This is a genomic window from Aeromonas bivalvium (assembly GCF_046078285.1).
Classification (GTDB): domain Bacteria; phylum Pseudomonadota; class Gammaproteobacteria; order Enterobacterales; family Aeromonadaceae; genus Aeromonas; species Aeromonas bivalvium.
In genome coordinates this window covers 1-19,610 of record NZ_JBGXBV010000006.1, presented here as the reverse complement: position 1 = coordinate 19,610, position 19,610 = coordinate 1, and the positions used below count along the sequence as shown (strand labels likewise).

Genomic DNA, 19,610 nt, shown 5'->3' with positions numbered 1-19,610 from the left:
ATGGGGCGGGCAATCTGAAGGGCGCAGGCCTGCCTGGCATCATCACGCCAGCTCGACCCGGTTGCGCCCCCGCGCCTTGGCCTGGTAGAGAGCCAGATCGGTGCGCCGGATCCACTCCCCCACCTCTTCCCCGGCGCGGCAGGTGCCGACCGCCAGACTGACGGTAAAGGGAATGCCTTCCCCTGCCCCCAGCGCCTCGGTCTCGCTGCGGATCCGTTCGGCCAGATCCCGGGCCTGGCTGCCCGAAAACCCGGGCAGCAGCATGGCAAACTCTTCGCCCCCCAGGCGCGCCGCCACCCCGTCCGGTGGGCAGAGGCGGCGCAGCAGGGTGCTGAAATCCCGCAGCACATCGTCACCCGTGTCATGGCCGTGACGATCGTTGATCTGCTTGAAGTGATCGAGGTCCAGCAACAGGAGCGGCGTGCCCTCCTCGGCGTGGGACGCCAGCACGACGCGAAACGCGCGGCGATTGGAGAGCCCGGTCAGCTCGTCGGACATGGCCAGAGACGAAAGCCGCACCTGGGTGCCATACATCTGTTGCACCATCAGCAGTCCGCCCCAGGCCGTGGCGACCATGCCGAGACTGCGCAGGCTGTCCTCCACGGTAGAGAGCCACCAGGGCTGGAAGTAGGCCTCGTCCATCAGATCTATGGTGCCCGACACCAGCCAGCCCCCGAGACCCAGGGTGAGGAAAAGATAGGTTCGCGGAGATAGAGCGGCACACTGCACCACCCAGAACATGAACAGCAGGGTCAGCACATTGATGATCTCGGCCAGGGCGCCGATGGTGTAGAGGTTATGCTCTGGCAGGCGCGCGAAGCTGGCGGCATCCAGGCCCGCCGTCAGCAACAACAGGCATAGCAGGCAGAGCAGAGCGAGACGGCGGCCCGGGGGCAGCGAAAAGAGTCTGGCGGGGTGCACGGACAATCTGAGAGGGGACTTCATCATAACGCTGTCTCCAAAGGGCATGTCCTCCATCACCAGCGGCCACTCGGCCACCCGATCAGCCTGATGTCCCAGGGCGCCGCCCAGGATTGCATGACCGTCCGTATTGTGAGCCAGTTTTTCCATAAAAAACAATCCCCTCACCATATGGTCAGGGGATGCTTCATGCAGTTGCGCCGCCATCCTATGGCTCAGGGGCCATGTCGCCGCCTCAGGCGCTCTGGCGCAGGGCCTCGACCTGGGCGGCGCCGTTGATCACCGCCTGCAAGGAAGCACTGACCACGTCGCGGCCGATGGCGACCCCGCACTGGCGCTTGCCATCGACGCTCAGCAGCACATAGGCAGCAGCCCGGGACTCGGTGCCGGCGCTGAGGGCATGTTCGGAGTAGTCCAGCACGTCTATGTGCATGCCGGTCTGGCGCTGCCAGCCGTTGACCAGGGCCGTGATGGCCCCTTCCCCCTCGCCATCGAGTTGCAAGCTGCCGCCCGGGGTCTGCAGCTCGAGACGCAGACTCTCCTGGCTGTCGCGACCAAGCTGGAAGCGGCCGATGCGATAGCCGTGAGCGGGCTCCAGATAGTGCTGCTCGAACAGGGCGCGGATCTGCTCCGGGCTCACCTCGCTGCTGCTGGCCTCGGCCTGGGCCTGTACCCGGCGGCTGAAGTCGATTTGCAGCCAGCGCGGCAGTTGCAGGCCGAGATCGCGCTCCAGCAGATAGGTGACCCCTCCCTTGCCGGACTGGCTGTTGATGCGGATCACCGCCTCGTAGCTGCGGCCCAAATCTGCGGGGTCTATGGGCAGGTAGGCCACGTCCCAGTAGTGATCCGGTTTTTCCGCCGCCAGGGACTTGCGGATGGCGTCCTGGTGGCTGCCGGAAAAGGCCGTGTAGACCAGCTCGCCGGCATAGGGGTGGCGCGGGTGCAGGGCAATCTGGGTGCAGGCCCCCACGGTGGCGACGATGGCATCCATGTCGGACAGGTCCAGCTCGGGATCGATCCCCTGGCTGTAGAGGTTCATGGCCATGGTGACGATATCCATGTTGCCGGTGCGCTCGCCGTTGCCAAGCAGGGTGCCCTCGATGCGATCCGCCCCCGCCAGCACCGCCAGCTCGGCGGCGGCCACGCCGCAACCCCGATCGTTATGGGTGTGGATGGAGATGCTCACCTCGGGGCGCGCCTTGAGGTGTCGGCAGAACCACTCCACCTGATCCGCAAACACGTTGGGGGTGCTCACCTCGACCGTGGCGGGCAGGTTCAGGATCATGGGGCGGGAGGCCGAACGCCACTGGTCGATGACGGCGTCACACACCTCCACCGCAAACTCCACCTCTGTGCTGCTGAAGCTCTCCGGCGAGTACTGGAAACTCCACTCTGTGCCCGGATTGCGCTCCGCGTATTCCCGCACCCAGCGTGCTCCCTGCACGGCAATGGCCTTGACCCCGTCGCGGCCTGTGTTGAACACATAGTTGCGCTGGGTCGGGTTGACCGAGTTGTAGACGTGGACGATGGCCCGTTTCGCCCCCTTGAGCGCCTCGAAGGTACGGGCGATGAGATCTTCTCTGGCCTGCACCAGCACCTGGATGGTGACGTCATCGGGAATGAGATTGCGCTCGATGAGTTCGCGCACAAAGTCGAAGTCGGGCTGGGAAGCCGCCGGGAAGCCCACTTCTATGTGCTTGAAGCCGATGTGGGTCATCAGGGCCCACATTTGCAGCTTCTGGGCCACCGTCATGGGCTCGACCAGCGCCTGGTTGCCGTCCCGCAGATCCACGGCACACCAGGTCGGGGCCCGCTCAAGCACCCGGTTGGGCCACTGCCTGTCCGCCAGAGCGATGACGGGGGCCGGGCGGTATTTGCGATGATCGAAGCTCATATTCTGATTCCCTTGGCTGATGTCCTTGAGGCGCGGCGCCGTTGCGGGCGATGAGGGGCAGCAACGACACGACTGGGCTGGCAAGCAGACGGGGTAAGGAGAGGGAAGCAGGCTGGCGCGGTAACGTCGGCCCTGACGGTTGCGCTGGCGGTAACCCCACAACCGGTTTCCTGTGACCCCGGTGGATGACCGGGGCCGGCCTGGGTTGCCGGATAAGCAACTGGCCCTGATCCTCGCACCCCGCTCTTGCAGGCGCAGACGACCTTGTGTGATGAGAAACCAGTATAGGGAAGTAACCCGGGTGAGAGATTGCAAAAATTGCAGCAAAAGGCACCAATTGCGCAATCATTGTCTACCAAATGGCTATTTAAGGGATAGTGAAACCTTTTTATAGCGTTCACCGCTCAGCTTGTCCCTGACGACACGGGCACAAAACAAAAACCCCGCCAGTGCTGGCGGGGTTTTTCATGGCTCGCAACCTGCGTGCAAGAGCGGGAGCACATCTCCCGCGCTGCCCTTAGCGGTTATTGACCTTCTGATGCAGCTCCTGCACCGAGTTCACATTGGCGGTGGCATCGACGCTGATGGCCATGCAGGTGGCAAAGGCCGCGTGCAACGTGGTGGTGTAGGCCACCTTGTGCTGCAGGGCACCGCGGCGCAGCTGCTTGGAGTCCTCGATGGCCTGACGACCCTCGGCGGTGTTGACGATGTAGGTGTACTCGCCATTCTTGATGCGATCCAGAATGTGCGGACGACCTTCGTGCACCTTGTTCACCAGGCGCGGGTTGATGCTCGCTTCACCTAAGGTCACGGCGGTGCCGTGGGTGGCGTCCAGCTCATAGCCGAGCTCCAGCAGCTTGGCGGCCAGGTTGACCACCCGCTCCTTGTCGCCGTGGCGCACGGAGAGCAGGGCGCGGCCTTCGCTCGGCACCTGGTGACCGGCACCCAGCTGGGCCTTGGCGTACGCCTCGGCGAAGCTGCTGCCCACCCCCATGACTTCGCCGGTGGAGCGCATTTCCGGCCCCAGCAGCGGGTCGACACCCGGGAACTTGGCAAAGGGCAGCACCACTTCTTTCACCGAGTAGTAGGGCGGGATGATCTCTGTGGTGAAGCCCTGTTCTTTCAGGCTCTGACCGGCCATGACCCGGGCGGCGATCTTGGCGAGCGGCGCACCTGTGGCCTTGGAGACGAAGGGCACGGTACGGGCAGCGCGCGGGTTCACCTCGATGAGGTAAATCACGTTCTCTTTCACCGCGAACTGCACGTTCATCAGGCCCACTACGCCGAGCTCCAGCGCCAGCTTGCGTACCTGCTCGCGCATCTCGTCCTGGATGGCCTTGGACAGGGTGTAGGGCGGCAGGGAGCAGGCGGAGTCACCGGAGTGGATACCGGCCTGCTCGATGTGCTCCATGATGCCGCCGATGACCACGTCCACGCCGTCACAGATGGCGTCCACGTCCACCTCGGTGGCGTCGTCCAGGAAGCGGTCCAGCAGCACCGGCGACTCGTTGGAGACGCTCACGGCTTCCGCGAAGTAGCGGCGCAGGTCCTGCTCGTCATAGACGATTTCCATGGCGCGGCCACCCAGCACGTAGGAGGGGCGAACCACCAGGGGATAGGTGATGCGCTCGGCCAGCAGGACTGCCTGCTCCAGGGCGGTGACGGTGCCGTTTTCCGGCTGCTTGAGGCCAAGGCGCTCGACGGCAGTCTGGAAACGCTCGCGATCTTCCGCGCGGTCGATGGCGTCCGGGCTGGTGCCAATGACAGGCACGCCGTTCGCTTCCAATGCTCGCGCAAGCTTCAGCGGGGTCTGGCCACCGTACTGGACGATGACGCCCTTGGGCTGCTCGACCCGCACGATTTCCAGCACGTCTTCCAGGGTCACCGGCTCGAAGTAGAGGCGGTCGGAGGTGTCGTAGTCGGTGGAGACGGTTTCCGGGTTGCAGTTGACCATGATGGTCTCGTAACCGTCTTCGCGCAGGGCCAGGGCCGCGTGCACGCAGCAGTAGTCGAACTCGATGCCCTGGCCGATGCGGTTCGGGCCGCCGCCGATGATCATGATCTTGTCGCGGCCTGTGGGTGCAGCCTCGCACTCCTCGTCATAGCTCGAATACATGTAGGCGGTGTTGGTGGCGAACTCGGCCGCGCAGGTATCGACTCGCTTGTAGACCGGGAAGATCTCGTGGCGGGCGCGCAGCTTGCGTACCTCGGTCTCGGCCACGCCCAGCACCTTGGCCAGGCGAGCATCGGCGAAGCCCTTGCGCTTCAAGGCGCGCAGGAAGTCGGCATCCAGGCCCGCCATGCCGCGCTCTTTCACCTGCTCTTCGAGTTTCACCAGCTCTTCAATCTGCACCAGGAACCAGGGGTCAATCTTGGTCAGCTTGAACACGCCGTCCATGGAGAGACCGGCACGGAAGGCATCGGCGATGTACCAGATCCGGTCGCTGCCGGCATCCTGCAGCTCATGGCGGATGCGGGTCAGGGAATCGGGGGCGTTGAGATCCACCATGGGGTCGAAGCCGGTCTTGCCGGTCTCGAGGCTGCGCAGGGCCTTGTGCAGGGACTCCTGGAAGTTGCGGCCAATGGCCATCACTTCGCCGACGGACTTCATCTGGGTAGTGAGACGGTCGTTGGCACCGGCGAACTTCTCGAAGTTGAAGCGCGGGATCTTGGTGACCACGTAGTCAATCGCCGGCTCGAAGGAGGCCGGGGTGCGGCCGCCTGTGATGTCGTTCATCAACTCGTCCAGGGTGTAACCGATGGCGAGCTTGGCGGCGATCTTGGCGATGGGGAAACCGGTCGCCTTGGAGGCGAGCGCGGAGGAGCGGGACACCCGCGGGTTCATCTCTATGATGACCATGCGGCCATCTTTGGGGTTGATGCCGAACTGGACGTTGGAGCCGCCGGTCTCGACGCCGATCTCGCGCAGCACCGCCATGGAGGCGTTGCGCATCAGCTGGTACTCCTTGTCGGTCAGCGTCTGGGCTGGCGCCACCGTGATGGAGTCACCTGTGTGGATCCCCATGGGGTCGAAGTTTTCGATGGCGCAGACGATGATGCAGTTGTCGTTGCGATCCCGCACCACCTCCATCTCGTACTCTTTCCAGCCAATCAGCGACTCATCGATGAGCAGCTCCTTGGTCGGGGAGAGATCCAGACCGCGCTCGCAGATCTCGACGAACTCTTCGGTGTTGTAGGCGATGCCGCCGCCTGAGCCACCCATGGTGAAGGAGGGACGTATGATGCAGGGGAAGCCCACTTCGGCTTGAACCTTCCACGCCTCTTCCATGTTGTGGGCGATGCCGGCCCGCGGGCACTCCAGGCCGATGCTGCGCATGGCCTTGTCAAAGCGGGAACGATCCTCGGCCTTGTCGATGGCATCGGCGGTGGCGCCTATCATCTCGACACCGAACTCGGCCAGCACGCCGTGCTTCTCCAGATCCAGGGCGCAGTTGAGCGCGGTCTGGCCACCCATGGTGGGCAGCACGGCATCCGGACGCTCTTTCTTGATGATCTCGCGCACCACTTCCCAGGTGATGGGCTCGATGTAGGTGGCGTCAGCCATCTCGGGGTCGGTCATGATGGTGGCCGGGTTGGAGTTCACCAGGATGACGCGGTAGCCCTCCTCGCGCAGGGCTTTGCAGGCCTGGGCGCCGGAGTAGTCAAATTCGCAGGCCTGACCGATGACGATGGGGCCGGCGCCGAGGATCAGAATGCTCTGTAGGTCGTTACGTTTTGGCATGGCTCTCTTTATCCTCTTAGGCGCGATACTGCTTAATCAATTCAATAAAGTGGTCGAACAGACCGGCACAATCGTGCGGGCCCGGGCTCGCTTCGGGGTGCCCCTGGAAGCTGAAGGCCGGACGGTCGGTGCGATGGATACCCTGCAGGGAGCCATCGAACAGGGAGACGTGGGTGGCGCGCAGGCACTCGGGCAGGGTGCTCTCGTCTACCGCAAAGCCGTGGTTCTGGGCGGTGATCATGACGGTGCCATTGTCGAGATCCTTGACCGGGTGGTTGGCGCCGTGGTGACCGAATTTCATCTTCACCGTCTTGGCGCCGGAGGCCAGCCCCAGCAGCTGGTGACCCAGGCAGATGCCGAACACAGGGGTGTTGGTGCCGAGGAAGGTCTTGATGGCTTCGATGGCGTAGTCGCACGGCTCGGGGTCACCTGGGCCGTTGGAGAGGAAGATGCCATCGGGGTTCATCGCCAGCACCTCGGCAGCCGGGGTCTGGGCCGGCACCACGGTCAGGCGGCAGCCACGGTCGACCAGCATGCGCAATATGTTGCGCTTGACGCCGAAGTCGTAGGCCACCACATGGTATTTGACGTCGCTCGGGGTGACATGCCCCTTGCCGAGCTGCCAGCTACCTTCAGTCCAGCGGTAGGATTCGCTCACGGTCACTTCCTTGGCGAGATCCATCCCCTTCAAACCGGGGAAGGCGCGGGCCTGGCTCAGGGCGTGGGCCTCGTCCAGATCTTTGCCAGCCAGGATGCAGCCGTTCTGGGCGCCTTTCTCCCGCAGGATACGGGTCAGCTTGCGGGTATCGATGTCGGCGATGCCAACGATGTTGTGGGACTTGAGGTAATCGGAGAGAGATTGCTGATTGCGGAAATTGGAGGCAAGTATCGGAAGGTCACGGATGATCAGGCCCTGGGCATGGATCTGACTGGACTCTTCATCTTCGCTGTTGGTGCCGGTGTTGCCTATATGGGGGTAAGTGAGGGTGACTATCTGACGGGAATAAGAGGGATCGGTGAGAATTTCCTGGTAACCCGTCATCGACGTGTTGAAAACCACTTCACCAACGGAACATCCCTCGGCGCCTATCGACACGCCTTTGAACACAGTTCCATCTTCCAGCACTAGCAATGCAGTGTGATTCAAGACAACCTCCAGTTATTTAGCTTTAAATTCAGCAATTTACCTGGGTGTTGCGGCTCGTTCCCCTCGTCGAAACAGGGGGTCGAACCGGCAGATTTCTGGCAAATTGGGCGCATTCTACTCAAAAATGATGTCATTTCAACGTCTTTCCACAAAAGAAATGCATCTAAATTCAATAAAAAGGCAACATTACCCATTATCTATGCAGTTGACTGCAATGCAACCCCCAGCAACAAAAGAAAATATCACCCTGGTCACCAGGGTGACACCATGCGCCAACCAAACTACAAAAACCAAATAAAAATCAAGCAATAACAACAGCATATGAAATCAATAAAAAAATCAATTCACTGATAAAGCCCTGTTTCAAGCCAGTAGATTTCTAAAACCCAATGGAAAACGTTTTTCTTGATTTGAATTTTTACGCTAACTGACATCATGTAAAAAAGCCGTGTGACAAGGGGATGGAGCGGCCTTTCTGTTCACCCTTTTCTGACAACTCGGGTGCCTGCGCACGCAACCAGATCCGATGAGTGTGATTTATGGCGCTTTGAGATAAAAATCTGAACATCAGCCCTGTTTAATACATAAAAAAAACCCCGGCGGCCCGGGGTTCTCTTCGTCACTTCAGGTTCAGCACGTCCTGCATGTCATACAGGCCCGCCGGCTGCTGTCGCAACCAGGCGGCGGCTCGCACCGCCCCGTTGGCGAAGGTGAGCCGGCTCGAGGCCTTGTGGCTGATCTCCACCCGCTCGCCGATGTCGGCAAACATGACGGTGTGCTCCCCCACCAGATCCCCGGCGCGGATGGTGGCAAAGCCGATGGTGTTGCGATCCCGCTCGCCTGTGATCCCCTCGCGGCCGTAGACGGCGCACTCTTTCAAGTCACGTCCGAGCGTCCTGGCCACCACTTCCCCCATGGAGAGGGCGGTGCCGGACGGTGCATCCACCTTGTGTCTGTGGTGCCCCTCGATGATCTCGATGTCGGTGTACTCCCCCATCACGCGAGCGGCCTGCTCCAGCAGCTTGAACACCAGGTTGACGCCGACCGAGTAGTTGGAGGCGAAGACGATGCCTATCTCGCCGGCCGCGTCGTGCAGGGCCTGCTTGCCCGCCTCATCGAAACCTGTGGTGCCGATCACCATGGCCTTGCCATGGGCACGGGCGAACGCCAGGTTGGTCAGGGTCACCTCGGGGCGGGTGAAGTCGATGATGAGATCAAACTCATCGCGCACCTTGTCCAGATTGTCGCTGATGGTCACGCCCAGCCGGCCCAGGCCATTGAGTTCCCCGACATCCAGCCCGATGAGCGCAGAGCCGGGGCGCTCCAGCGCCGCACCGACCACCACGCCCTCGGTGTTGGTGATAGCCTCAATCAACACCTTACCCATACGACCATTACAGCCCATCACGGCCACACGGATCGGATTGTCCATCTCCACCCTCTCATCTGTTGTCATGCTTTTTGGAAAGAGACAGTTCTACCAGCCCTGAGCGCCTTTGAAAAGCCATGATGCCACCACAGCTTGCTGTGGGCGCCAAAGGCGCCGCCAACCGGGCAGGCCATAGCCTCATTTTTGGTCGCAGGCCGCTTTTCGTCGTATCACTCAACCATTTGGCAGACCGGGTACCAGCTGATAGGTTCGAATGAGTGGGCCCAGAGCGACGCCCATGTCGATATCAAGCGAGGTGAAAGGATGAGTGCTGGATTGCTGTTTGCAGTGGGTCTGGTGTCACTGGCTCTGGTCGCCCTGGTTGCGGCACTGTGGTTTGGCGGTCCGGGCCCGGCACCGGCGATGGCCAGCATCAACGACCCTTTCAAAGGGAGTGACTGGAGCGGCATGCCGCCCCTCTCAAGATACCCGGCGCGTGACGGTGCGCAGTTGGCCTATCGGTACTATGGCGCAGAGGACAACAAGGTTCGAGGCAGCGTGGTACTGGTTCACGGCTCTTCTGCCAGCAGCCAGAGCATGCACAAGATGGCAAGCGCCTTCTCGCAAGCAGGATACGATGCCTACGCCCTCGATATTCGCGGCCATGGCGCATCCGGCAGCAAAGGCACCATTGCCTACATAGGTCAGCTCGAAGACGATCTGGACGATTTCATCAAGGTGGTGGCCCCCAGCAAGCCTGCCACACTCGTCGGTTTCTCCTCAGGAGGTGGCTTTGTCCTGCGTTTTGCCGGCAGCTCGCGACAAACCCTGTTCGACAACTATCTGCTTCTCTCCCCCTATCTCGGCCCCACGGCCCCCAACTACCGGCCCAACAGCGGTGGCTGGGTGCGTGTCGGCATTCCCCGCCTCATTGCACTGAGCATCCTCAACAGCGTCCATATTTCCGTGCTCAACCATCTGACCGTGCTGAATTTTGCCCTCAATGAAGAGGCGACATCCCTGCTGACTCCCTCCTACTCCTTCAACCTTGCCTCGAACTTTCAGCCAGAGCGCAACTACCAGCAAAACATGCGCAATGTGCACGGCCCCTGCGCCGTGATCGCCGGTGCAAATGACGAAGCCTTTCAAACCGATCAACTTGAACCTGAATTGAGGCGCCTCGGCATCCGGTGGCCTGTCACCATACTGCCCGGTATTGGCCACATTCCGCTGACGCTGGAACAGGGTGCCATCGCGGCAGCCGTTCAGGCGGTGCATGAACTGGCGCAGTGACCGCGCAGCCCCAGCCTGTATCCATTCGCTCCGGAAATACCCGCACCATGCTCAGCGTCAAGAGGAGCGGCTGACGCTGGGCCACAAGAGCAGGCCCCCAGATAGCCTGCCCCCTCCTATGCTTTTTCGCTCTCACCTCATTGAAGGCACGCAATACCGCTAGAGACTCACTCGCTGACCCGCACAACGCCGAATAATAAACACATAAATATTGTTTTACCGAATATTGTCTGGACATTTAAATGGAAACAGAATGTGCAAATAAAAACACCTATCCGTCTGGACGTCTATCTTGACCGAGCGGGGTTGACTCACTACTGTGGGCCCCCCAATGCGGCAGGATGCCCGCCCTGTTTTCCCCTATCCCTATCCGATAAAGGCACAAAGCAGTGCATGACAGGAGGTCATTGTTCAATTTCAGAGGAACACATGATCCAGACCCAACCCAGTGCCAGGGCTTTGCTGCCACTTCTGGTTTTTCTCGCACTCTTTATCGGTACCGGTACCTGGCTGACCCTGCAGGGGGTGGAGTTCGCCTTCTATCAGTTGCCTGCCCCCGTGGCGGCGCTGCCGGCTGTGGTTCTGGCCCTGTTGCTGGGCAAGGATGGCTTCAACCAAAACCTTGAAACCTTCTTCAAGGGGGTGGGCGACAGCAATATCATGGCCATGTGCCTCATCTATCTGCTGGCGGGGGCCTTCGCCGCCGTGGCCAAGGCCACAGGCGGCGTCGATGCCACAGTGGCGCTCGGTCTGTCGCTCATCCCCGGCTGGTGCCTGCTGCCGGGTCTGTTCCTCATCTCTGCCTTTATTGCCACCGCCATGGGGACTTCCATGGGCACCATAGGTGCCGTGGCCCCGGTCGCCCTCGGGGTGGCCCAGGCCGCCGGCATAGACCCCGTGCTGATGGCGGGCACCATCCTCTCCGGCGCCATGTTTGGCGACAACCTCTCCATCATCTCGGACACCACCATAGCCGCGACCCGCAGCCAGGGCTGCGAGATGAAGGACAAGTTTCGCGAGAACATCAAGATTGCCGCCCCCGCCGCCGTGCTGGTGATCCTGCTCTACCTCACCCTCGGCAACGTGGGCGACGCACCGGCGCCCCAGGGGGATATCGACCTGCTCAAGGTGATGCCTTATCTGCTGATCCTGGGGCTGGCCCTGGCGGGGGTGAACGTGTTCGTGGTGCTCGGCCTTGGCATCCTCTGCGCCGGCCTGGTGGGCATGGCGGCGGGTTACCCCCTCGGCCAGTTCAGCAAGGACATCTATCAGGGCTTTACCGGCATGCAGGAGATCTTCCTGCTCTCCATGCTGATCGGCGGCCTCGGCGCCCTGATGGAGCGCCAGGGTGGACTGGCCTGGATCAGCGAGCGCATCAGCGTCCTGATTGCCCGCTTCACTCGCCAGCACGATGGCGAACAGAACGAAAAGGCGGCCGAACTCGGCATTGCCGGGGTGGTGGGGTTCACCAATGTCTGCACCGCCAACAACACGGTTGCCATCATAGTGGCCGCCAAGGTCTCCCGGGAGCTGGCCGAGCGCCACGGGGTCACCCCGCGCCGTGCCGCCTCCATGCTCGACATCTTCTCCTGCGTGGTGCAGGGATTGATCCCCTGGGGGGCTCAGGCGCTGCTGCTGGGCTCCATCTTCGCTCTCTCTCCCCTGGCCGTGGTGAGCATGAGCATCTACCCCATGGCGCTGGCGCTTTCGGCCCTGGCCGCCATTTTCATCAAGCATCAGTGGCGCCAAACTGCGTGACCCGACCTGGCCCTGCCGGGCTGATCCATGATGGGTCGTTTGCCAGGGCTCCACTCCTTGCTATGGTAGGGCCAGCCATCATCTTCATGGAGTCGCCATGTCAGACAGACAATCCCTGCGTCAGCTTGTGCGCGAGCGCAGGCGCGCCCTCACCCCGGCCGAACAACAGGTCGCAGCCCGGCAGCTGCTGGCCCAGTGTCAGCAGCATCCCCGGATAGGGGCGGCCCGTCACATTGCCCTCTACCTGGCCAACGATGGCGAGCTCGACACCCGCCCCCTGATCGACTGGCTCTGGAGCCAGGATAAACGGGTCTACCTGCCGGTGTTGCACCCCTTCAATCCGGGTCATCTATTGTTCTTGCACTACACGGCGACCAGCCCCATGACCCGCAACCGTTTCGGCATCCCTGAGCCCGAATTCGATGAGTTGCGCCTGCGGCCCCACACCAGCCTGGATATCCTCTGCACCCCGCTGGTCGCCTTCGATGCCACGGGCAACCGGCTCGGCATGGGGGGCGGCTATTACGATCGCACCCTGACTCGCTGGCAGAGCCACCAGGAGGGCCCCCTGCCCCTGGGGATCGCCCACGACTGCCAGCAGGTGGAGACCATTCCCTGCGAGAGCTGGGATGTGCCGCTGCCCGAGATCATCACGCCGAGCAGGCGCTGGTGTTTCGAGGCCCGCTGACGCCCCTCTCCCCGCTTCCCCCCGGTTGCACCGCCCGGGGGAAGCGGGGCGATCGACCAACAAACAGGCAAACGATTTACATCTTGCGCTTTTTCTCCCCATAACGTGAGCGCAGTGGTCGCCCCCGGGATCACTCTTGGCTATAATGCGCCCGCTTTTTCCCTAAGGACTTACCATGACCCAAGATGAAATGAAGAAGGCGGCCGGCTGGGCTGCGCTCAAATACGTGGTACCCGGCACCATCGTCGGGGTGGGCACAGGCTCTACCGTCAATCACTTTATTGACGCCCTTGCCACCATGAAGGATGAGATAAAAGGAGCCGTCTCCAGCTCCATCGCCTCCACCGAACGCCTCAAGGGCTATGGCATCCAGGTGTTCGACCTCAACGAGATCGACGCCCTCTCCATCTACGTGGATGGCGCCGACGAGATCAACGCCAGCCGCGACATGATCAAGGGGGGCGGCGCCGCCCTGACCCGGGAGAAGATTGTCGCCGCCGTGGCCGATCAGTTCATCTGCATCATAGACAACACCAAGACGGTGGACGTGCTCGGCACCTTCCCGCTGCCGGTCGAGGTGATCCCCATGGCCCGCGAATACGTGGCCCGCGAGATCCGCAAACTCGGCGGCAACCCGGTCTGGCGTGAAGGGGTGGTGACCGACAACGGCAACGTCATCCTCGACGTCAAGGGCATGGCCATCGAAGACGCCAAGGGACTGGAACAACAGCTCAACGGCATCGTCGGCGTGGTCACCAACGGCCTGTTCGCCCACCGTGGCGCCGATGTGGTGCTGATGGGCACACCAGACGGGGTGATCACCCAATAAGTCCATGCCAAGCAACCGCTGGCTGGCTGAGACAGATCGCCCAATGTGCCCACTCAAGTAGCCGCATCCGGGTTGATGCACGACCCGCTCGCCCTGATGCGGATGTAGTGCTGATTGGCTTACGGGCGATCTTCCGGTCAAGCCATGGGACAGAGGGCGCCGGCCACCTCGCCCCGTTGCGATGTCGCCGGCGCGTTTTGCCGTTATCGGCGCGCCGCCTGGCTGATGGCGCCATTATGATGACGCTTCTGGACACTGACGCCGATTGACATCAATTTGATTTAACTGTCAGTGACTTACGGCTCCCCGCTTACAACTATCGTTGAAAACTTAAAAGAATTTGACTTTGGTCACAAATATTCCCTCTGCCGGTTGTTTTTGCTACTTTACTGTTTTCTTCACACACCATACCTGCACTGATTTAGAGGGACCGTCATGACCGTCAAGTTCTCGCTCGACAAGGATAAGATCAAGGTACTGCTGCTGGAGGGGGTTCACCCCAACACGGTAGAGACATTTCGCGCCGCCGGTTATACCAATGTGGATTACCTGAAGACCTCCCTGAGCGAAGAGGATCTGATCGAGCGGATCCGCGACGTCCACTTCGTCGGTCTGCGCTCCCGCACCCAGCTCACCGAGAAGGTGCTGGACGCCGCCCAGAAACTGTTTGCCATCGGCTGTTTCTGCATCGGTACTAACCAGGTTGACCTCAAAGCGGCCGAACTGCGCGGCATCCCCGTCTTCAACGCTCCCTTCTCCAACACTCGCTCCGTCGCCGAACTGGTGCTGGGGGAGATACTGCTGCTGATGCGCGGCATTCCCGAGAAGAACGCCAAGTGCCATCGTGGTGTCTGGGAAAAGCTCGCCAACCGCTCGGTAGAAGCCCGTGGCAAGAAGCTCGGCATCATAGGTTACGGCCACATCGGCACCCAGCTGGGGATCATCGCCGAGAGCATCGGCATGAAGGTCTACTTCTACGACATCGAGAACAAATTGTCGCTGGGCAACGCCATCCAGGTGCCAAGCCTGGTGGAGCTGCTCAACATGTCTGATGTCATCAGCCTGCACGTACCCGAGACCGCCTCCACTCAGGATCTGATCGGTGCCGAGCAGCTGCGCATGATGAAACCGGGCTCCATCCTGATCAACGCCTCCCGCGGTACCGTGGTGGACATCGATGCCCTGGCCGACGTCATCAAGAGCGGCCACTTGAGTGGCGCCGCCATCGACGTCTTCCCAAGCGAGCCCAAGTCCAACGACGAGGAGTTCGTCACTCCCCTGCGCGGCCTGGACAATGTGCTGCTCACCCCCCATATCGGTGGCTCGACCCAGGAAGCTCAGGAGAACATCGGCCTGGAAGTGGCCAGCAAGCTGGTCAAGTACTCCGACAATGGCTCCACCCTGTCGGCAGTCAACTTCCCCGAGGTCTCCCTGCCCGGCCACAAGGGTTCCAGCCGCCTGCTGCACATTCACCGCAACCAGCCCGGCGTCATGAACCAGATCAACCAGATCTTCGCCGAAGAGGGGATCAACATCGCCGGCCAATACCTGCAGACCAGCAGCGAGATTGGCTACGTGGTGATCGACGTGGAGACAGAGCACAGCGAGAAGGCGCTGGCCAAGCTCAAGGAGATCTCCGGTACCCTGCGGGCCCGTATCCTGCACTGATCACACAGGCACCATGAAAAAAGGCTCCTCTAGAGGAGCCCTTTTTGTCGGTCGTGTCTTGCTCAGTCGAGCAGGAACACGGCCTCCACATTGTCGCTGATGCTGATCTCGTGCTGTTCGTAGCTGGCATCGGCCGCCTCGGGCGCCGCCGCCATGGCCCCCATCTTGAGACCGCGGGCATACACAGGGGTAGGCGTCGCACTGCGGTACTCTATGCTGTACACCTTGCCCAGGGTCACACCGAATGCCTTGGCAAGAGACTGCGCTTTGGCACGAGCATCTTCCACCGCACTGATCCTGGCCTGCTCGCGGGCAGCCAGAGGATCCTTGAGACCAAACTCAATCTGGGACACGGACTCCAGTCCGGACTTGAGGGCGGTATCCATCAGCTGGCTCAGCTTGTCCAGCTGATAGAGCTTGACCGCCAGCTGGCGCTGGGCGCGGTAACCGACCAGCTCCGCCTTGCGATTTTGCGGATACTGGTATTCCGGCGAGATCACCAGATTGCCGGCCTCCACGTCGCTGCGTTTGATCCCCAACCCCTCGAGCTGGCCGAAGAAAGCGGCCACCCGGCTGTCGACCTGCTGCTTGGCATCTATGCCCTTCTTCTCCAGCGCCGTGACGGCGACCCGCAGGGTCAGCATGTCGGGCTCCACCTTCTGCTCGGCATAGCCGCTCACCAGCAGATGCGGGGCCTCGGGGAGCGCAACCGCCCAAGCGGTGGCACTGCTGCAAAACAGACACAGGGAGAAAACTGAACGCCACATAGCGAATACCTCAATCAGGATGATGGCGGCATTATGCCCGTGGCAGGCACGGATTCATACATCATGGTAGGGGGGCAACATATCCAGTACCTGATTGCTCATGTCCAGGCTGATGCTGATCTCGTTCACAGCAGGGGCCATCGGCGAGGCCTGCTCGGGCGCACCGGCCAGCTCCGGCAACGATGTCTCCTCATCGAAGTGAAATGAGTCCCACGACAGAATGTGTCCTTCGCTCGGGGAAGCCACCTCTATCGCCGCCCCCGACTCCCCCCAGGATGACCAGTCAAGGGGATCGGCACTGGCCAGCAGATCATGGGGCAAGGCGGTCAGGCTCTGCAGGGAAGACTCCTGCTGACCCAGCCCATCACCAAAGAGCAGCACCAGGTGAGGTGGCTCCACTCCCACATAGGGGACGAAAGAGAGACTCATGGCGGCGAAGTCCACGTTCAATACCCCCGCGACCTCACCATCCTCGTTCTCTATCTCGAGTCCGGTCAGGCTGCTGCCATCGAGCTGGGTCTGATAGGCAAAGCGACCGAAACAGCTGATGCTGCCCTGCCCGTCCCAGCTATAGCGAATGCCATCGATGTCAACCCAGTTAAATGGCTCCATACCGTCCTCACCGCATCAGAGTCGCCTATCTTAACGCCCTTATCCCTCAAGCGACAGGGGGCAGGCATCCCTGCCCCCTCTCCCCCAATCAAGGATTGGGGTCCACCTTGAGGTTACCATCCTCGAGCAACTGCCGGATGATGTCCTGATTGCTACTCAGAGCGCCGCCCTGGTTCAGATCGGGGGCATTCTGGAAGCTGAGGGTCAGCTGATCTCCTCCCGCCGCGCTGCCGTTGACATCTATGGTCAGGGTATGGTTGTTGGTGTCAAACGTCAGATAGTTGTTGAGTGTGTTGGCCAACACGTTGTTGTCGGCACTGAGCGGCACATCGACCAGCAGCTGGGAGAGATCCAGCACGTCACCATTGATACCCAGGGTGAGGTCGGTGAGGATATCGGTACTGCCATCCCCGTCACCGGCAACCCACTTGAAGGTATCCTCGCCAGCGCCCCCGGTCAGGGTATCGGCCCCCAGGCCTCCTATCAGGGTGTCGTCACCTATGCCACCATCCAGCACATCGACACCCTCCCCTCCCAGCAACACATCATTGCCTGCGTCGCCGAACAGATTGTCGTTGCCAGCCCCCCCTTCGATATGGTCACTACCTCCATTGCCATGAAGGGTGTCATTGCCGTCATGGCCGAGCAGCACATCATTGCCCGCCGTCCCGTTGAGCGCATCGTTGCCACTGGTGCCCTCGATGGGAACCAGAGCGGCCGCAGCCGTGGAGCCGATGTTGATGGTGAGCTGGGCCGTATCCTGATCCCCGTCGTTTTGCATCACCTGATAGGTGAACACATCGGACTGGCCGACACCGCTGAGGTTTGAGTTCGGGGTGTAGGTATAGTCTCCATCGCTGTGGATCTCGAGGGTGCCGTAGAGCCCGGCCACCGTCTGACTGGTGGTCACAGTGCTGTAACTGCTGCCATTCCAGATCTTGAGCACAGAGACTTCGCTGCCCAGTGCATCGACTGCTCCCCAGGGATCGCTGCTGTTCGGGTTATGGTTGGGGTCCGTCAGTACATTGCCCTGGGCGGCCATGATGGCAATGGCCGTCGTGGCAGCGGCCGTGACGTTGAGCCTGATGTTGTCCAGCTCCAGGCGAGAGTCATTGCTGCTGCCACTCCCCCCTCCATCGAGCACAGAGAAGTGGATGCGATAACGGGTGCCCGCCTCGAGCTCGCCCGTGGTGAGGCTGGTGGTAGATCCCGGATCCGCCGACAGGAAACCGCTGTAACCCGTGCCGGTCTGTTGCACCCAACTGGTACCGTCAAACTTGTACAGGCTCCAGGTCACCACATCGTTGCTGTTCACGTTGGCCCTGTCGTAATCGAAGCTGAGGGTGGTGGTACCGCTTGCGCTGGTCACGAACTCCGGCGTCAGCATCTCGACGCCCCCCGACGAGGCGCCATTGTTATCGACCAGGCGCAATTCATCACTGCTGGTGTTGACGGTGGCATCCAGGTAGGAAAGACCTGTCCCGCCCTGGGTACTTACTATCCACTTGTCACCATTGTTCACAATGGCGCTGGCTATCGTGTTCCCCCCCAGATCGATCACGCTGATACCAGTCCCTGAGGTGTCATAAATCCAGGGGTTATAACCACTCCCGCTATTGGATGAGTTGGTAATGTCTTCGAAATCCGCCAGCATAGTGGTCGTCGTTGCCCCCGGCACAGAGATCTCGTACACCAGCGCCTCATTGCTGTTGTCATAGACGATAACGTCGCTCGAATCCGTGGTGATCAGGTTCAGCACCCCTGTCTTCACATCCCCATCGGCGTCGCTGATGGTGTAATGGAAGGTCTCGGTGTAGTCATCTGCCACATCCAGCGACAGGCTGTAGCTGTAAGCCCCTGTCAACAAGTTGACCGAGAGGGTGCCCCCGCCATGGGTAGGAATGGTCAGCACATGGGTCACGGGGTTATAGCCGGAGTATGCCGTGGTGTAGACGACATCCGGCGTCGCCGGATTGCCATCGGCATCGTGGGAGATGCTGGTGATGGGCAAGGCGGCAGGACCATCGGCACCAAAGACCACCCCCGCATCGACCAGCAGATTGCCCGTGGTCGGCACCTGCACAGTCCCCGAGAGGGTGCTGGCCAGCTGGCTCAGATCCGTCACTATGATGGCCGGCTGGTCTGCTCCGGTGGCGCCGTTATAGGAGATTGGCTCCAATGCTGTCGCCGACGCACCGCCCCCCATACCAAGGGCGTAGGCCTTGATCTCATTGTCGGTCAGGAAGGTTTGCCAGGCAGCCTGCTCGGCTCCATTGATACCGTCACTGCCAGAACCAACCACATCGGGCCAGCTGGTGCTCTCGGTCGGATCCCCATCGGAAAGGAAGTAGAGCACGTTTTCTCCTCCGATGATCCTTCCTGCCGAATCATAGGCAGACATGGCCTTGATCAGAGCATCGTCATAGTCTGTCCCACCGTTGCCCAAGGTATCGGTAATGGTGTTGATGACATTCAGTGCCTGGGTGGCCGTCAACCAGATGTCCCCTGAGCCCAGGAAATTGGTGGTCGCCGTGCTGGCAAATCCCACCAGTCTGACCATGACGTTGCCCAGATCGTCATAGTCGTTGATCAGTTGCAGAATGGAGGCCTTGGCCACGGCCATACGGGTAGCAAACCCAGTCGCCTCTGCATCGAAGTCCATGCTGCCCGAGGTATCCAGTATGATCATCAGGTTGACACCTGGGTTGGAAAACTCCTCTACCCGGGTATTGAGTTCCTCTGGCTGCACCGGCACGTCGTCCACTATCTGCACGCTCAGGGTGTTGTTGGCGGTGTCGCCGTCGCTGTCCACCAGGGTCACCGCGAAGTCTTCAAACAGGCTGTTGTTGCCATTGCCATTGGCGTGCGCTTCGTTGTCCAGCAGGCTGTAGCTGTAGCTCACCAGCCCGGTCGCCGCATCGT

General features: G+C 61.1%; 13 protein-coding genes. 5 read left to right on the top strand and 8 right to left on the bottom strand.

All coding sequences use genetic code 11. The features are described from left to right. Nucleotides 1–42: 42 nt before the first annotated feature. From ACEUCR_RS14365 to dapB, 5 genes are all read right to left on the bottom strand, one after another. On the bottom strand, nt 43–948 hold the full coding sequence (locus ACEUCR_RS14365) for a GGDEF domain-containing protein (RefSeq protein WP_392444804.1): 906 nt from the start codon (nt 946–948) through the stop codon (nt 43–45). 208 nt (nt 949–1,156) lie between these two features. Further along, nucleotides 1,157–2,815, bottom strand: a complete 1,659-nt coding sequence (gene leuA / locus ACEUCR_RS14360; RefSeq protein WP_408790998.1) for a 2-isopropylmalate synthase — start codon at nt 2,813–2,815, stop codon at nt 1,157–1,159. Nucleotides 2,816–3,332: 517 nt separating this feature from the next. Further along, entirely contained in the window at nt 3,333–6,557 is a 3,225-nt protein-coding gene (gene carB / locus ACEUCR_RS14355) for a carbamoyl-phosphate synthase large subunit (protein WP_408790995.1), read from the bottom strand. Between the two features lie 16 nt (nt 6,558–6,573). Beyond that, nucleotides 6,574–7,704, bottom strand: a complete 1,131-nt coding sequence (carA, locus tag ACEUCR_RS14350) for a glutamine-hydrolyzing carbamoyl-phosphate synthase small subunit (RefSeq protein WP_408760448.1) — start codon at nt 7,702–7,704, stop codon at nt 6,574–6,576. Nucleotides 7,705–8,323: 619 nt separating this feature from the next. Continuing rightward, nucleotides 8,324–9,136 (bottom strand): 4-hydroxy-tetrahydrodipicolinate reductase, encoded by an 813-nt coding sequence (gene dapB / locus ACEUCR_RS14345; protein WP_041999325.1) that lies wholly within the window; start codon nt 9,134–9,136, stop codon nt 8,324–8,326. 261 nt (nt 9,137–9,397) lie between these two features. Here dapB and ACEUCR_RS14340 point away from each other — a divergent pair, with 261 nt between their 5' ends. The 5 genes from ACEUCR_RS14340 to serA all read left to right on the top strand — a co-directional run bounded on the left by ACEUCR_RS14340 (nt 9,398) and on the right by serA (nt 15,309). Continuing rightward, a complete protein-coding gene (locus tag ACEUCR_RS14340) occupies nt 9,398–10,366 on the top strand; it encodes an alpha/beta hydrolase (RefSeq protein ID WP_408790992.1) in 969 nt (322 codons plus the stop codon). A gap of 429 nt (nt 10,367–10,795) precedes the next feature. Then, nucleotides 10,796–12,124 (top strand): Na+/H+ antiporter NhaC family protein, encoded by a 1,329-nt coding sequence (locus ACEUCR_RS14335; RefSeq protein ID WP_408790989.1) that lies wholly within the window; start codon nt 10,796–10,798, stop codon nt 12,122–12,124. A 97-nt stretch (nt 12,125–12,221) separates the two neighbouring features. Continuing rightward, complete coding sequence (locus tag ACEUCR_RS14330; RefSeq protein WP_041999316.1) at nt 12,222–12,812, top strand: 5-formyltetrahydrofolate cyclo-ligase; 591 nt, start codon at nt 12,222–12,224, stop codon at nt 12,810–12,812. Nucleotides 12,813–12,987: 175 nt separating this feature from the next. Beyond that, entirely contained in the window at nt 12,988–13,641 is a 654-nt protein-coding gene (gene rpiA, locus ACEUCR_RS14325; RefSeq protein ID WP_041999313.1) for a ribose-5-phosphate isomerase RpiA, read from the top strand. Between the two features lie 435 nt (nt 13,642–14,076). After that, nucleotides 14,077–15,309 (top strand): phosphoglycerate dehydrogenase, encoded by a 1,233-nt coding sequence (serA, locus tag ACEUCR_RS14320; protein WP_111873025.1) that lies wholly within the window; start codon nt 14,077–14,079, stop codon nt 15,307–15,309. A 62-nt stretch (nt 15,310–15,371) separates the two neighbouring features. On the opposite strand, the gene ACEUCR_RS14315 is transcribed toward serA, so the two are convergent. The 3 genes from ACEUCR_RS14315 to ACEUCR_RS14305 all read right to left on the bottom strand — a co-directional run. After that, a complete protein-coding gene (locus ACEUCR_RS14315; RefSeq protein ID WP_041999307.1) occupies nt 15,372–16,076 on the bottom strand; it encodes an SIMPL domain-containing protein in 705 nt (234 codons plus the stop codon). A 54-nt stretch (nt 16,077–16,130) separates the two neighbouring features. Further along, nucleotides 16,131–16,688, bottom strand: a complete 558-nt coding sequence (locus ACEUCR_RS14310; protein WP_111873023.1) for a hypothetical protein — start codon at nt 16,686–16,688, stop codon at nt 16,131–16,133. 88 nt (nt 16,689–16,776) lie between these two features. Further along, a partial coding sequence (locus ACEUCR_RS14305) for a VWA domain-containing protein (RefSeq protein ID WP_408790988.1) occupies nt 16,777–19,610 on the bottom strand: 2,834 nt, incomplete at its 5' end.